This window comes from Algoriphagus aestuariicola, assembly GCF_017254835.1.
GTDB lineage: Bacteria > Bacteroidota > Bacteroidia > Cytophagales > Cyclobacteriaceae > Algoriphagus > Algoriphagus aestuariicola.
The window spans coordinates 505,083-518,878 of sequence record NZ_JAFKCW010000001.1; the positions used below are offsets into that span (position 1 = coordinate 505,083).

A 13,796-nucleotide genomic window follows, 5' to 3' on the forward strand; every position below is an offset into this window, starting at 1 on the left:
ATCTAAAATCTTTGAAATATGGAAATTCAAGAAAACAAATCAACGCTGGTAGTTGAGGCTCGCAACGATGAAAAGATCAAGAAGATCTGGAAAACTGCCGGGATACTCCTTGCGATTACGGTTGTGGAGTTTATCATGGCCTTTACAATGGGCCGTGGTATCCTGTTATACGGTGCTTTCATGGCATTGACCGTTTGGAAGGCAAAATATATCATGATGGAGTTCATGCACTTGGGTGACGAGGTGAAGCCTTTGTTTTACTCGATCATCGTGCCGTTGATCTTCTTGGTATGGTTGATTATTGTGCTTGTCAAAGAAGGTTCTGAGATCTTCTTGATGCGTTGGTAATAAATGTAATTCGATGGAAAAGAAGGTTGAGGTGAATCACTTCAACCTTCTTTTTTGTCAACAAATAGGATGAAAGGATTGAGAATATTGCAGGGTTTGGTGTTGGTGTGCATCTTGTTGATCCCTGTTTTGGTTTTTATGTTTTTGAGAGGCTTTGGGAAAAACGAGTATGATCTTCCCATCTATTTTCAAAACGGCGTGGACAATCCCTTCTTGGAGTGTCCGGTGAAGGATTCCACCCAACATCATATTCCGGAGTTTTCTTTTACTGACCAAAATGGCCAGTCCGTAGGTCGGGCCCAGATGCAGGGGAAGATTACCATCGTGGATTTCTTTTTCACGTCCTGTCCGAGCATCTGTCCGGTGATGTCCAAAGAAATGGAGCGGGTAGACGATATGTTTCGGGAAGAGCCAATGGTTCAGATTATGTCCATCAGCATAGATCCAGAGTACGATACTCCGGAGATCCTGAAGGCTTATGCAGAAGAGCACAACGCAACCTCAGGCAAATGGCATTTCCTCTCCGGTCCTAAAGAAGAGACCTATCGCCTGGCCAAATGTGGCTTCATCATTCCAACCGTGGACGGCAATGGGGTGCCAGATGACTTCGTACACACCGATAAGTTTATGCTCATTGATGAGCTGGGGAGAATTCGCGGGTACTACAGCGGAACCAACCGGGAAGAAGTGGACTTGTTAATGCTAGAGACTAAAGTATTGTTACATGGGACAAAGTAAATCATCCTTGCTTCAGCAGGAGGCAAAAGTAAAAAATTGGATCATCGCAATCTCTGTTGTGATTCCATTGGCTGTAGCGGTGCTGCTCTTCATGCCCGCCAAAATCACATCCATGGGTGAATGGGTTTATTTCCTTCCCCATTTGAACGCAGTCATTAATACGGCTGCCTCTTTGGCCTTGATTCTTGGCTTGGTTTTCATCAAAAACAAAAAATACAGCTATCACGGCGCAACGATGACCGTGGCGTTCGTGCTGGGGGCACTTTTCCTTGTTTCTTACGTGGTTTATCACGGGGCGGCGGAGAGCACCAGCTTTGGGGGAGAGGGAGCAATTCGGACACTCTACTACGTTTTGTTGATCAGCCATATTGTGTTAGCAGCAGTCGCTTTGTTTCCGATCCTGTTCGCATACTACTATGGCTATACCGACCAGCGGGAAAAACACCGAAAAGTGGTTAAATTTGCCTATCCTATTTGGCTGTATGTTTCGGTTAGCGGCGTGATCGTTTATCTATTGATCAGCCCATACTATACACACTAGTTCCTTGCGAGGGATTTTCGCCCTAAGTCCCCTTTGGGATGAAATATCGATTACCAAAAAAGATTATCCTATGAAACTCAGACTTTCCCTTTTGGCATTCTTGATTTTTGGACTGCAGCTCAGTGGCTGGGCTCAGTGTGCCATGTGCAGGGCTTCTGTGGAAAACAACGTCAGTAACGGCGAAACGACAATCGGGGCAGGCTTGAACTCGGGGATACTTTACCTCTTTGTCATGCCGTACCTGTTGGCAGCTGTGATTGGGGTGTTGTGGTATAGGGCTGCCAAAAAACGAAAAGCCAAACTTTCGATCCGATAAGAGAATAGAAAAGCAAAGTTTGATACGAGACTTTGCTTTTTTATTTTTAGGCTGCATGAACTTCCAAACCCGCAGGCTGGTCATATTGGTCAGCATAGTCTTCCTTCTGATAGTTCTGATCTTGAATTTTTTCGTTTTCCAGAAAAGCGAGGAAGAGAAGTACTTTGAAGCCATACAGCACAAGATCCAACGTGTTGACGCGCAGTTTGACGAGGATTTCATCAGGGTTTTGATGGAAGTCAGACCTGAGGATTCGCTTTCCTTTGAGCGGATAAGTAGCCCTGATCACCAGCACCCTTTCTTCCTTCTCGAAAACGCTGGACGATTGTTGTTTTGGTCGGACTTCACGCTCACGCTGGATTTTTCCCAATTGGATCTCAGTAAAGAATACCAGCTGCTGGAGGATCCTTTTGGGACATTTTTTGTAAAGATCCGAAAGGTCAAAAGGAACAGCTCGGATTATTATCTTGTCCATGCGCTGCGCCTAGTCTGGCCTGGTTCCATTGAGAATGATTACCTCAGGACTGGACCAAATCCTGATTTCTTTGGCAACGACAGATTTCAGCTGTTCGCTGAGCCTAGTGACGGGGCTTTTCAGGTGAGCTCCAAGGCAGGAAAACCCCTCTTTGGAATCAGCTTCCAACTAGGATACGAGCCCGTCGGTAGAATCGCCAATACCGCATTGCTTGTATTCATCTGCTCGGTTTTTTTGCTGTATTTTCTGCTGAGCTTTGACTTCCTAAGGACCAAATGGCGAAAAGGATATCCCTGGCAGGCCATTGGATACGGGATTTTGGTTCTGGCAGCGATTCGGGCCTTGATGTTATACTTCAATTTCCCCGGAGATTTTTTCGAGTTTTCCCTCTTTGATCCTGTGAACTACGCGTCGTCTTGGCTCAATCCTAGCCTCGGGGATCTCCTGCTCAACACTTTTTGCCTGAGTTTGATTTTGGGATTGATTGTCTCTCAGCTTTATTCCAGAAGCGCTTTTCAAAGGGCTCAAAATCTCGGAAAGAAAAGGGATTTTAAAGCGGCCTTAGTAGCGACTATCTTGGTGAGCACGGTGTTTTTTATACTGATTTGGTATTTGCCGCGCAACTTGATCTTCAACTCCCAGTGGGTGCTGGACATACGTTCGATTCCGACTTTCGACTGGTTTAAGGGACTTAGCTTTCTCATTCTGTTCTTGTTTGGATCTTTTTACGTATTGATTTCCCTTACCCTCTTTGGTCTGTTGCTCAGCGTGAGGAGTGACAAGCGAATCTATTATAACTGCATCCTTGTCATAGGCCTGCCTATTTTGGGGATTGCCCTATACTTCAGTATCTGGGTCGGTTTGGTCTGGTCCATTCACCTGCTTTTTCTCTTTAGCATCGTCCGTTTCCAACTATTCCAAAATATCTTCCGATTGGGATTGAATACCTTTTTGACGTTTTTCTATGCCTGTCTTGTCTCGGCTATCGTGATGGGGATAAGTACGCTGAAATCCGAGCGAGAGAGACTAATCGTCTCCAAGACCAGATTTGCCAATCAGAACCTCATAGAAAATGACGTGATGACGGAGTTTTTCCTTGGCGACATTTTTGGCAGGGTAAAAGAAGACCTGTTCATCCAAAATCGAATGGCAGATCCGCTATTGTCCAAGGAGCCGATCGAAACCAAGATTCGAAGGATTTACCTTGACAACTACTTCGACCAGTTTGAAGTGGTGATCCGGATTTTCAGCGCCTCGGGACAGCAGATCCACGGGCCGGCCGAGGGAACGGAATTGAAGGACTTGCAGCAGCAGTTTGTGAAAAGCGACTATGCCACAGGCGTGAGGGACCTCTATTTTGTCCGTGGGAAGGAAACTACAGCCAGTAATAAGTTCGTGGCATTTATTCCGGTTTTGCGGGAGGATAATCTACTTGGAACTTTGTATCTCGAGCTGAACCAACTCCGGATTCAGCCGGGAAGTGTTTATCCAAAGCTTTTGTTGGATCGGAAGTATGCGGACAAACTGGATCCGCTGAACTATGACTATGCAGTCTATAGAGATGGAGAACTGCTCCGTAGCTCAGGCACCTTCAATTTCAACCAAAGCGAATTTGTCGAGCTTCTGGGGCGAGAGCAGTTGTTTGTGGATGGGGTCCATTTCCAGAGATATCATCATTTCGGTTTGAGAAATGGGGAAGAGGTGATTGTTCTTTCCTCGCCGACCATACCTGTATCCCAGTTTTTTGGCAATATCTCCCTCTTTTTTGTCGCCTTTGTTTTTCTGACTTTCTTGGCTATTTCGCTCAATGCCCTTTTCAAAGGCTATCGAGACTTCGAGTTCAACTACTCTACAAAACTCCAGCTGTACCTGAATTTTGCTTTTTTCTTCCCGATTATCATCATTTCCATCATCACGATAGGCCTGCTAGGCGGCAGCTATCGCGACGATCTCAATAGACAGTATATTGAAAAGGCAAGCCTGATTCGAAGCAACCTCGGGGTGTTTTTTAACAACCAAAATCCCGCAAGCGTCGACCGAGACCTTCTCAACGAAGAAATCAACTCCCTGGCCAATACCATCGCCAGTGACATCCATCTCTATACTCCGACCGGCTACCTGGAGTCTACCAATCGCCCGAATATCTTCGACAAGAAAATCCTCGCCCCCTGGATCAACCCCGCCGCAATGGCTGGGGTGATGGAGAAAAACCAGATCCAACTCCTGCTGGATGAGAAGATCGGCAAACTCCGGTATCAGACCGTCTACCTGGCTGTCCCTTCCCAAGTAGACCAATCTAACATCGGGATTCTTGCGGTGCCGTTTTTCGAATCCGAGACCGAGCTCAATTCACTTATATCTGATGTCTTGAGCAACATCTTCAATGCCTTTGTGGTCATATTTATTCTTTTCTTGATCGTCTCGTCCTTCGTCTCCAGGAATCTTACACTGCCGTTTAAGCTGCTCACGCAAAAGCTGAAAACGACCAATCTGGAAAACAACGAGCCTATGTACTGGGCATCCAAGGATGAAATCGGGCTCTTGGTCAACGAATACAACAACATGCTCTACAAGCTCGAGGCGAGTAAAAAAGTGTTGGCTTCCACGGAAAAGGAATCTGCCTGGAGGGAGATGGCGAAGCAAGTGGCTCATGAGATCAAAAATCCATTGACCCCCATGAAGCTGACATTGCAGCACCTTCTACGCTTGGAGCAGGAGGGTAAGCTGGAAGATCAGGATAAGCTCCGAAAATCACTGGAAACACTGATCCATCAGGTCGATGCATTGAGTGGGATCGCTTCGTCCTTTTCCACTTTTGCCAAGATGCCCTTGCCCAAAAATGAGCCGATGAATTTCAAAGCGGTGGTAACCAAGGTGCTTGACCTCTTCAAAAATGACCAACGGCTGCAGCTGGATTTTCAGGATGACTCCTTTACCGAAAACATTCCAATCATGGGAGACGACAAGCTTTTCGGTCGTGTTATCTCCAATCTGATCATCAATGGTATTCAGGCAGCTAAAGCCGATCAGACTCCACAGATCCGTGTTTGGCTTTGGCTGACAGAGCAGGCGGTATTTCTGGAAATCACCGACAACGGAAAAGGAATTCCTCCCGAACTCAAGGATAAAATCTTCATACCCAACTTTAGCACCAAAACTACCGGCTCCGGCCTCGGATTGGCTATTGCAAAAAGCGGGGTGGAAACCGCCGGCGGCAAGATCTGGTTTGAAACTGAGGTTGGAAGAGGCACGACCTTTTACCTTACCTTCCCATTGATTCAATAAAGGGGCTTTTTGCTACCTTCGGAAAAATAGGCAACTGCTCTCCATGCGTTTTTGGATCATTTCCTGGATTTTGTATTTAGGCATCACTTGGTCTGTCCAGGCTCAAGAGCAATGTCGTTGGTACCCGGTCGCCCACTTTGAATCAGATCGGGAGCTTGATTCCCTGTCTGTTTTACAGGAGAGCATCCGGGTGACCGACCAGGCCGGAAAGGCCTATTCCTTTACTTTTGATTTCTCAAAGCGCACGCTGAGATTGGATTTGGCACAGTCAGAAAAACCGGATTCCGTTCAGGTATGCTACCGGACGCTGGCAGTGAGGCTGGATCAAAGCTTTAGCAAGAGGACGCTTTCGGCAGACTACGATTCCACGGCGATGTTCAGGGATAATCGAGTGCAGGTCGAGCCAGGTTTGGATATCCGCGAGGAGCTCTTTCCCAGCAGCAATCTCTACAAGACCGGGAGCTTGACCCGTGGTGTTTCTTTTGGAAACACCCAAAATGTCTTCGTCAACTCGGCACTTAACCTTCAATTGGAGGGGGATATCGGAGAAAACCTGAAAATCCGGGCGAGCATCACCGACCAAAATGTCCCCTTTCAGCCCGAAGGAAACACTCAGCAAATCCAGGACTTTGACAACGTATTGATTGAGCTGTACAACGAAAACTTCAGCCTCGCTGCCGGGGATGTGGTTCTTCAACAAAGACAGTCGGAGTTTTTGCGCTACTACAAAAACGTGCAAGGGCTCCAATTCACGTCAAAGTATAAGCTGAAAGACAACTGGGAGGCGAGCTCCCAAGGCTTCGTGTCGGTGGCAAAAGGAAAATTTGCCTCGATTCAGCTCCCGATTTTGGAGGGCGTGCTGGGGCCCTATCGAATCAACGGGCCTAACAATGAGCGATACGTCATCATCATGGCCAATTCGGAGCGCGTATTCCTAGACGGGAAACAGCTTCAGCGCGGCTTCAACGCGGACTATGTGATCGACTACAACCAAGCTGAAATCACCTTTACCCCCAAAGTCCTCATCACCCAATATTCTCGGGTGAGGGTTGACTTTGAATACGCAGAGCGAAACTATTCCCGATCGATCCTAGGAGCAAACCACCTTCAGACCAACGGAAAGGTCGATTTCTATGTCAACTACTATCAGGAAAAGGACAATCGAAACAGGCCGCTTTTCACAGAAATGACACAAGGAGAGCAAGTTCTTTTAGCCGCCGTCGGGGATTCGGTAGATCGGGCGGTGATCCCGAGGATTGATTCGGTGGCCTTCGATCCGACAAGGATTCTCTACGAGCGGCTGGTGGAAGTGGATGAAGCTGGCAACTCCTTGACTTACTATCGCTATTCGACCGATCCGGAGCTCGCGCATTATGCCCTTTCCTTTTCCCAAGTCGGCATGGGCCGGGGAGACTACCGCCGGGTCAATCAGCTGGCAAACGGAACAGTTTACGAATACGTACCTCCCTTGAATGGACAGCGCCAAGGCGAATATTCCATTTTGACTCAAATCCCGGCGCCGGATAGCAAGCGGATGACCACCGCCGGCACCAGAGTCAAGCTGGGAGAGCACGAAAAAGTATATACGGAGGTGGCGCTCTCCTCTGTGGACAAAAATCTTTTTTCGTCCCTGGACGATGAGGATAACCAAGGCTTAGGGTTGAAAGTAGGCCTGCATTCTGAAAACCGTGAACTGGGGCTTTTCAAAGGCTATCGTTTTCAGGGGCTCACGGAGTTTGAGTACAATTCGACCAATTTCAACTTCATCGACCGCTTTCGATATATCGAGTTTGACCGGGACTGGGGACTCACGCCCGAAATGTTGGAGAGGGCCGCCGCAGAGCGTTTTTTTCTTGCTCAGATCGGATTGGAAAAAGATGCACTGAACGCCTTCAACTACAAACTATACCTTCGAAATCGGGAAAACATACTCAACGGCTCGCAACATACGGCGTATTGGAATACAGAACTTGGCCAACGATTCCGGCTTAGACAGGAATTTTTCAGGCTGCAGAGCGATCAGGATACACTCGCTACGGACTGGACTCGCTATCTGGGCAACCTAAATTTCCAGTCAAAGGTACTGGTGCCGGGCTATCAGTTTTCGCTTGACAGGAATGCGATGAAATACGCGGAAACGGATTCAGTGATCAGCACCGCGATGAACTATCAGGAGCATTTGCTTTATCTTAAAAGCAATGATTCTCTGAGTTATGCCTTTTCTGCGGATGCGGCTTGGCGTCAAGATCGATTGCCGGTTGCCGGAAAGCTAATGGACGACACCCATGCTTTCACCTCCAACTTTACCTTTCGAAAGCAATGGACAAAACACAGCCTGAGCAGCACCTTCACTTATAGGGAGCTGGAATACCTCAATCGCGACCTGCCTACAGAATTGACTCTTTTGGGAAAAGTCGATTACTCCGGCAGTCTGGGTAAAAACCTGATCCGAAACGAGATCAGCTACGCCATCGGCAACGGTCGGGAACTCCAACGAGAATTTGTCTATTTGCCGGCTCCAAATGGAGACGGAACGCACACTTGGCGTGATGATAATGGAGACGGTATCCAGCAACTGAATGAGTTTTATATCGCGATCAATCCCGAGGAAAAACAGTACATCAAGATCTTTGTGCCGACGGATACCTATGTGCAAGCGTATACCAGTTTGCTCAATTACCGTATCCAGGCAAAGTTTCCGGATACTTGGAAGGAGTCGACCGGATTCCGGCAGTTCCTGTATCGTTTTTCCAATACTTCCAGTCTAAGTGTGGAAAAAAAGGTGACATCGGAGGACTTTTGGGATCGGATAAATCCCTTCATAGGTTCGGTCGATAGGGATCAGATTCTTTCGCTTCGGCAGATTATCCGTACCAGCTTCTTTTTCAACCGGGCTTCGGCAAAGTATGGCTTCGATCTCTCGCTGTTTGATTCGCAACTGAAACAATTGCTTTCCGGAGGTTTTGAAGATCATGTGCAGCAGGACTGGAAGCTGAACACCCGCTACAATTTCAATTCCTTCATGACTCTGCGGGTTTTGGGAAGCGTGGGGGAGCGAATTTCAGCCTCGGATTTTTTGGAAAACAGAAACTACAAGGTCGAGCAAGCCACGATCGGGCCTGAGCTGGCTTGGCAGCCGACTCCATTTTTCCGGACTACGGGATCTTACTCTTTTACGGGAAAAGAAAATGCCCAAAACCTGGAGTATTTGGAAAACGCCCAAGTACACCAGCTGGGCTTGAATCTGCGCTTTGCGAAAGCCATCAAGACCACGTTGACCGGCAATCTAAATTTTATCCAGATCGACTATAACGGGGAGGTGAACTCGCCGGTGGGCTATGAGATGCTGCAAGCTCTGACGCCGGGCACAAACGTCACTTGGTCGCTCAGCTGGCTGCAGCGAATAGGAGAGGGCTTGCAGCTCAATTTAGTCTATGAGGGAAGAAACTCCGAGGGGCTGGATCGGGTCGTCCATCTGGGGCGTATGCAAGTCTCCGCACTGTTTTGATAAAAAAATGTAACTTTGCTCGCTGTAGATAGTTGTCATACTAACTATTAAACTACTAATCAAATGAGTAAAAGTATCCTCGTCACGGGAGGCACAAAAGGGATAGGTTGGGCGATCGTTGAGCGCTTTGCCAAGGAGGGTTTCGATATCTTCACCTGTGCCCGAAGCGAACAGGATCTTAAATCGCTACAAGGACATTTGGAGGAGCGGCATCCTGGAATAAAAGTGCTGGCAATGGCGGCGGACCTTTCGAAAAAGGAGGAAGTGTTCCGGTTTTCCGAAGCTGTCAAATCAGAATCTATCCCCGATGTGCTGGTGAACAATACCGGGATTTTCCTCCCTGGATCCCTGCATGACGAACCCGATGGTAATTTCGAGTTTATCATGCATACCAATCTCTTTTCGGCGTATCATCTGACTCGTGCTTTTGCCAAAGAGATGATTCAGCGCAGGTCGGGGCATATCTTCAGCATGGGATCGATCGCGGGATTGACGGCCTATCCCAATGGTGGTAGCTATGCGGTATCCAAGTGGGCCATGCTCGGAATGACCAAATCTTTCCGCGAAGAGCTGAAACCCCACGGGATCAAAGTAACCTCGATTCTTGCCGGTGCTACGTTCACGGACAGTTGGGCCGGAGCGGGTATTCCGGAGGAAAGATTCATGAAATCCACCGATGTGGCCGAAAGCGTGTGGGGCGCTTACAACCTTTCCCCTCAAACTGTTGTTGAAGAACTAATCGTACGCCCCCAACTTGGAGATATATAAGCTATGGAGTCACTGATCAAATCCCTCGATTCCCTTTACTGCGATAGTCTGACTGGCTATTCCCGAAGGAAAACCATTCCCGTAAGAGTAGGTGATGTGCTCATCGGAGGGGAAAACCCCATTGTGGTTCAGTCCATGACGACTGTGGACACCATGGATACAATGGGTTCGGTGGAGCAAAGCATCCGCATGATTGAGTCTGGATGCGAGCTTGTCCGTATCACTGCTCCAAGTATCAAGGAGGCTGAAAATCTAAGAAACATCAAGGCGGAACTGCGCAAAAGAGGCTATAAGGCTCCTTTGGTTGCAGACATCCATTTTACCCCAAATGCTGCCGAACTTGCAGCAAGGATCGTTGAAAAAGTCCGAATCAATCCAGGCAATTACGCTGACAAAAAGAAATTTGAAGTCATAGACTATACCGACGCCAGCTACGCCGAAGAGCTGGATCGCATCCGCGAGCGTTTCTTGCCGCTGGTGAAAATCTGCAAGGAAAATGGCACTGCGATGCGCATCGGAACCAACCATGGTTCGCTGTCCGACCGAATCATGAGCCGCTACGGCGACACTCCTCTGGGAATGGTGGAGTCGGCCTTGGAGTTTTTGAGGATTTGCGAAGACGAAAACTTCTTTGACATCGTCATCTCCATGAAGTCTTCGAACACCCAAGTGATGGTACAGGCTTATCGTCTTTTGGTGCAAAAGCTGAACGAAGGCGGATTCAAACCTTATCCGCTTCATCTCGGAGTGACTGAAGCTGGGGAGGCCGAAGATGGCCGTATCAAGTCGGCAGTGGGTATTGGAACGCTGCTCGAAGATGGCTTGGGAGATACTGTCAGAGTATCTTTGACAGAAGATCCTGAGTTCGAGGCTCCTGTGGCAAAGGCACTTATCGATCGCTACACCGGACGCGAAAATCATGCGGCGATTCCAGAGATCCTGCATTACCCAATCACTCCTTTCGAACACAACAAGCGCCATGTGACCGAGATCTACAATTTCGGAGGACACAATGTGCCGCGAGTGATCACCGATATTTCGAAAATCGACAAAGTCTCGGATCGTGAGATGAAGGCTGTAGGACATTTCTATTTGCCTGAGCTGGACAAGTGGAAGATGAACGACCAAGGCTGCGACTTCGTCTATTCCGGCTCCAATCCTATTCCTTTTATGCTGCCAAATGGCATGAAGGAAATCCAAGATTTTCCGGTTTGGATTTTGGCACCTGATCAGGTCAACAAGTTTCCGCTTTTCAAGCTGGAGGAATATAGAGGCTCCGAGCGATTCCACGCCGAGCTGAATTTCCTGGAGATTTCCGACATGGAGGTGGAGCCGGCTTTACCCCTACTTTCTGGTAGAAAAGACACTGTATTGATCTTAAAGACAGCCAACACGCATTCGATGCCAGCATTGCGTCGGGCGTTTGTAAGCCTATTGGAAGCAAGGTGCGAGATTCCTGTAGTAGTGAAAGTGAGCTATCCAGACCAGTCTGCGGACATGACCATGCTCTACGCCGCGACCGATGTGGGAGGATTGCTGATTGACGGCTTGGGCGATGGTATCCTGATTTCATTGGAGAAAGAAGCCGAACATAGCCGTGCGGAAGTGCTGGAGCAGATCAAGTTGCACAATACTGTGAGCTTTGGGGTACTTCAAGCCGCTCGAACAAGAATGTCGAAAACGGAATATATTTCCTGTCCTTCCTGCGGCAGAACGCTCTTTGATCTTCAGGAGACTACGGCTATGATCCGCAAGCGAACCGACCACCTCAAAGGTGTAAAGATCGGAATCATGGGCTGTATCGTCAACGGTCCGGGTGAAATGGCCGATGCAGACTATGGATATGTGGGTTCGGGAAAAGGGAAAATCACCCTCTACAAAGGCAAGGAAGTGATGAAGAAATCCGTTCCTTCTGAAAAGGCCGTGGACGAGTTGATCAATATCATTAAGGAAGACGGCATGTGGAACGAGCCGGAGACGATTTTATTTCCGGATTCAAGAGTTTAGGCAGAAAAATCAAGTTCTGATGTGGATAAGGCGGGGAGAAATTACCTCACTTTTACACTCATCCATGAGGCTTCCATCAGTTTAGATTCACCCATCATGGCTGTGCCTGATTGCTTGATAATGCTGCTGCTGATCCTCCGGTTTTTGATCAAATACTTTATCTGTTTTCCATAAAGACCTCCTGCAAAAAACTGGACATGTTCAATACTTGTCAAAGCAAATATTCCTTCGGCAATGCCGAGAAGTTTGATGCCTGCACCACCACATTGTGCCATGGATTCGACCAGTATCATTCCAGGTATAAATCCTGATTCAGGAAAACTGCCTTTTAACCACTCGTCTTTTTTTGAGAAAATCTTTGTTCCAATAATTTCCTCCTCGGTTGATGACAAGATCTTGTCAACGAATAGAAATGGATCTCAATGGGGCAGTAATTCGGAAATTTCAGCTTGTTGAATACTCATAGACCAATTCAAATAATTTAATGGAGATACATCTGAATATAGCATATTTAGCCTTTATCTCAAGAAAACAAATTCACGAGCTAATGCTCAAAATTTTGTAAAGAGTGTACCCTGACTCTAGTGTTTTTTCTTGAACCAAGTCAAACCTCAACCAGTTGAAATACTATCAAAACAAGCAATCATGTCAGAGAAAAATAAAGTACAGGAGTTCTTCAAACTGGGAGAATTTGGAAACTACTTCACCAGGGTGTTTCAGAAGCCGGACCCCAACAAGCCCAGCAACTTCAACCTGCGTATGATGCATGGGATCAACAAGATCTCCATTGTGATGTTCTTGATTGCGATCATCGTGTGGATCATCAAGCGGGTAATTTGAATGGAGCTTCCGGCCTAATCGTCGAATGGAAATCACTTTTTAGGCTGAAGGTCGTGTTTCTTGCCAAAAATCCGATGAAAGGGTTCTGTGTTTTGTCTGATAAAATCCTCCGGAAAATGCTCTTCATCCGGTAGTCCAACTGGAAGGTTTTCGTCATCGGAAGGCCAGTAATGCGTGCGGAAAATGAAATCCCAAAGACTAAGCGAAATCCCGTAGTTAAATCCATTGGGGTGGCTGTCAGGAAGATGGCGAGCATGGTGCCAAAGGTGCATCTGCGGTCCGTTGAGGACGTATTTGAAAGGCCCCAGAGGGATTTTTAAGTTTGCGTGACCTAGCTGCCCCAATACCAATGTGAAAATATGGACGATGAAAAAGTCGGTGAGCCCAACGCCGATCATCGCCAGGGGTAAGTATTCCAGCGTCCGGTAGATCACGTTTTCCATCCAGTGAAATCGCAGCAGCGCCGCAAATCCCATCTGCCGCGTGCTGTGGTGTACCTTGTGGAATTCCCACATCCAGCCCACATGGTGGTACATTCGGTGGATATTCCATTGCATGAAGTCCCGCACCAGGAATATCATTAGCAGCTTTGCCCAAAAGGGCCAGGTTTCTATTTCAATTGCTACAAGATTCGTGATCCCAAACAGTCCCAAAAAGTCGTTGAAGAGTTCGACAGCGACCATGGATAATGCGTTGTATGCGATCAGCGCAAAAAGGAAATAATTCCAAAAGAGGTAGAATAGATCCAGCCAGAAGTCTTGTCGGATCGCCGGTTGGTCCTTTCTCCAGGGAAACAGCAGTTCCAAGATCCAGATCACTAGAGACGCTCCGACTAGCCAGTAGAAGTAGTTGTGCCACCTGGGATGTAGGATTTCGTCCAGCAAATAATTGGCGTAGCCATAGTAGCCATCCCAGATTATCCTGAAGTATTTTTCCATAGCCCAAAGATGAAAAATCATTGTATCTTATT

Annotated in this window: 10 protein-coding genes and 1 pseudogene; 9 read left to right on the forward strand and 2 right to left on the reverse strand. The window is 47.5% G+C overall.

The features are described 5' to 3' along the window. Nucleotides 1-18 precede the first annotated feature (18 nt). The 8 genes from J0A67_RS02090 to ispG all read left to right on the forward strand — a co-directional run bounded on the left by J0A67_RS02090 (nucleotide 19) and on the right by ispG (nucleotide 11,986). On the forward strand, nucleotides 19-348 hold the full coding sequence (locus J0A67_RS02090; protein ID WP_206567616.1) for a cytochrome C oxidase subunit IV family protein: 330 nt from the start codon (nucleotides 19-21) through the stop codon (nucleotides 346-348). A 69-nt stretch (nucleotides 349-417) separates the two neighbouring features. Next, nucleotides 418-1,086, forward strand: a complete 669-nt coding sequence (locus tag J0A67_RS02095; protein ID WP_206567617.1) for an SCO family protein — start codon at nucleotides 418-420, stop codon at nucleotides 1,084-1,086. Continuing rightward, nucleotides 1,073-1,627 carry a DUF420 domain-containing protein gene (locus J0A67_RS02100; RefSeq protein ID WP_206567618.1) on the forward strand — a complete coding sequence of 185 codons (555 nt, stop codon included), beginning with the start codon at nucleotides 1,073-1,075 and terminating at the stop codon, nucleotides 1,625-1,627. The genes J0A67_RS02095 and J0A67_RS02100 overlap by 14 nt, the downstream gene beginning before the upstream one ends. A 70-nt stretch (nucleotides 1,628-1,697) precedes the next feature. Next, a complete protein-coding gene (locus J0A67_RS02105; RefSeq protein ID WP_206567619.1) occupies nucleotides 1,698-1,943 on the forward strand; it encodes a hypothetical protein in 246 nt (81 codons plus the stop codon). A gap of 55 nt (nucleotides 1,944-1,998) precedes the next feature. Next, nucleotides 1,999-5,703 (forward strand): ATP-binding protein, encoded by a 3,705-nt coding sequence (locus tag J0A67_RS02110; protein WP_206567620.1) that lies wholly within the window; start codon nucleotides 1,999-2,001, stop codon nucleotides 5,701-5,703. A gap of 43 nt (nucleotides 5,704-5,746) precedes the next feature. Continuing rightward, nucleotides 5,747-9,211, forward strand: coding sequence for a DUF8818 domain-containing protein (locus tag J0A67_RS02115; RefSeq protein WP_206567621.1), 3,465 nt, complete (start codon nucleotides 5,747-5,749; stop codon nucleotides 9,209-9,211). 63 nt (nucleotides 9,212-9,274) lie between these two features. Further along, the gene (locus J0A67_RS02120) at nucleotides 9,275-9,979 is read left to right on the forward strand and encodes an SDR family NAD(P)-dependent oxidoreductase (RefSeq protein ID WP_206567622.1); all 705 of its coding nucleotides are present in this window, start codon (nucleotides 9,275-9,277) and stop codon (nucleotides 9,977-9,979) included. 3 nt (nucleotides 9,980-9,982) lie between these two features. After that, complete coding sequence (ispG, locus tag J0A67_RS02125) at nucleotides 9,983-11,986, forward strand: (E)-4-hydroxy-3-methylbut-2-enyl-diphosphate synthase (protein ID WP_206567623.1); 2,004 nt, start codon at nucleotides 9,983-9,985, stop codon at nucleotides 11,984-11,986. 41 nt (nucleotides 11,987-12,027) lie between these two features. Here ispG and J0A67_RS02130 read toward each other — a convergent pair. Further along, a pseudogene (locus tag J0A67_RS02130) lies at nucleotides 12,028-12,390 on the reverse strand (hotdog family protein); the annotation flags it as partial. A 241-nt stretch (nucleotides 12,391-12,631) separates the two neighbouring features. Between J0A67_RS02130 and J0A67_RS02135 the strand changes: the two are divergent. Beyond that, complete coding sequence (locus J0A67_RS02135; protein ID WP_206567624.1) at nucleotides 12,632-12,826, forward strand: DUF6728 family protein; 195 nt, start codon at nucleotides 12,632-12,634, stop codon at nucleotides 12,824-12,826. 32 nt (nucleotides 12,827-12,858) lie between these two features. Here the strand turns inward: J0A67_RS02135 and J0A67_RS02140 are convergent, their stop codons facing one another. Further along, complete coding sequence (locus J0A67_RS02140; protein ID WP_206568605.1) at nucleotides 12,859-13,764, reverse strand: sterol desaturase family protein; 906 nt, start codon at nucleotides 13,762-13,764, stop codon at nucleotides 12,859-12,861. Nucleotides 13,765-13,796 lie beyond the last annotated feature (32 nt).

What these genes read in the sequence shown, in the direction of transcription:
- J0A67_RS02090 (WP_206567616.1), top strand. Translation starts at nt 19, where the DNA reads ATGGAAATTCAAGAAAACAAATCAACGCTGGTAGTTGAGGCTCGCAAC.
- J0A67_RS02095 (WP_206567617.1), top strand. Translation starts at nt 418, where the DNA reads ATGAAAGGATTGAGAATATTGCAGGGTTTGGTGTTGGTGTGCATCTTG.
- J0A67_RS02100 (WP_206567618.1), top strand. Translation starts at nt 1,073, where the DNA reads ATGGGACAAAGTAAATCATCCTTGCTTCAGCAGGAGGCAAAAGTAAAA.
- J0A67_RS02105 (WP_206567619.1), top strand. Translation starts at nt 1,698, where the DNA reads ATGAAACTCAGACTTTCCCTTTTGGCATTCTTGATTTTTGGACTGCAG.
- J0A67_RS02110 (WP_206567620.1), top strand. Translation starts at nt 1,999, where the DNA reads ATGAACTTCCAAACCCGCAGGCTGGTCATATTGGTCAGCATAGTCTTC.
- J0A67_RS02115 (WP_206567621.1), top strand. Translation starts at nt 5,747, where the DNA reads ATGCGTTTTTGGATCATTTCCTGGATTTTGTATTTAGGCATCACTTGG.
- J0A67_RS02120 (WP_206567622.1), top strand. Translation starts at nt 9,275, where the DNA reads ATGAGTAAAAGTATCCTCGTCACGGGAGGCACAAAAGGGATAGGTTGG.
- ispG (WP_206567623.1), top strand. Translation starts at nt 9,983, where the DNA reads ATGGAGTCACTGATCAAATCCCTCGATTCCCTTTACTGCGATAGTCTG.
- J0A67_RS02135 (WP_206567624.1), top strand. Translation starts at nt 12,632, where the DNA reads ATGTCAGAGAAAAATAAAGTACAGGAGTTCTTCAAACTGGGAGAATTT.
- J0A67_RS02140 (WP_206568605.1), bottom strand. Translation starts at nt 13,764, where the DNA reads ATGGAAAAATACTTCAGGATAATCTGGGATGGCTACTATGGCTACGCC.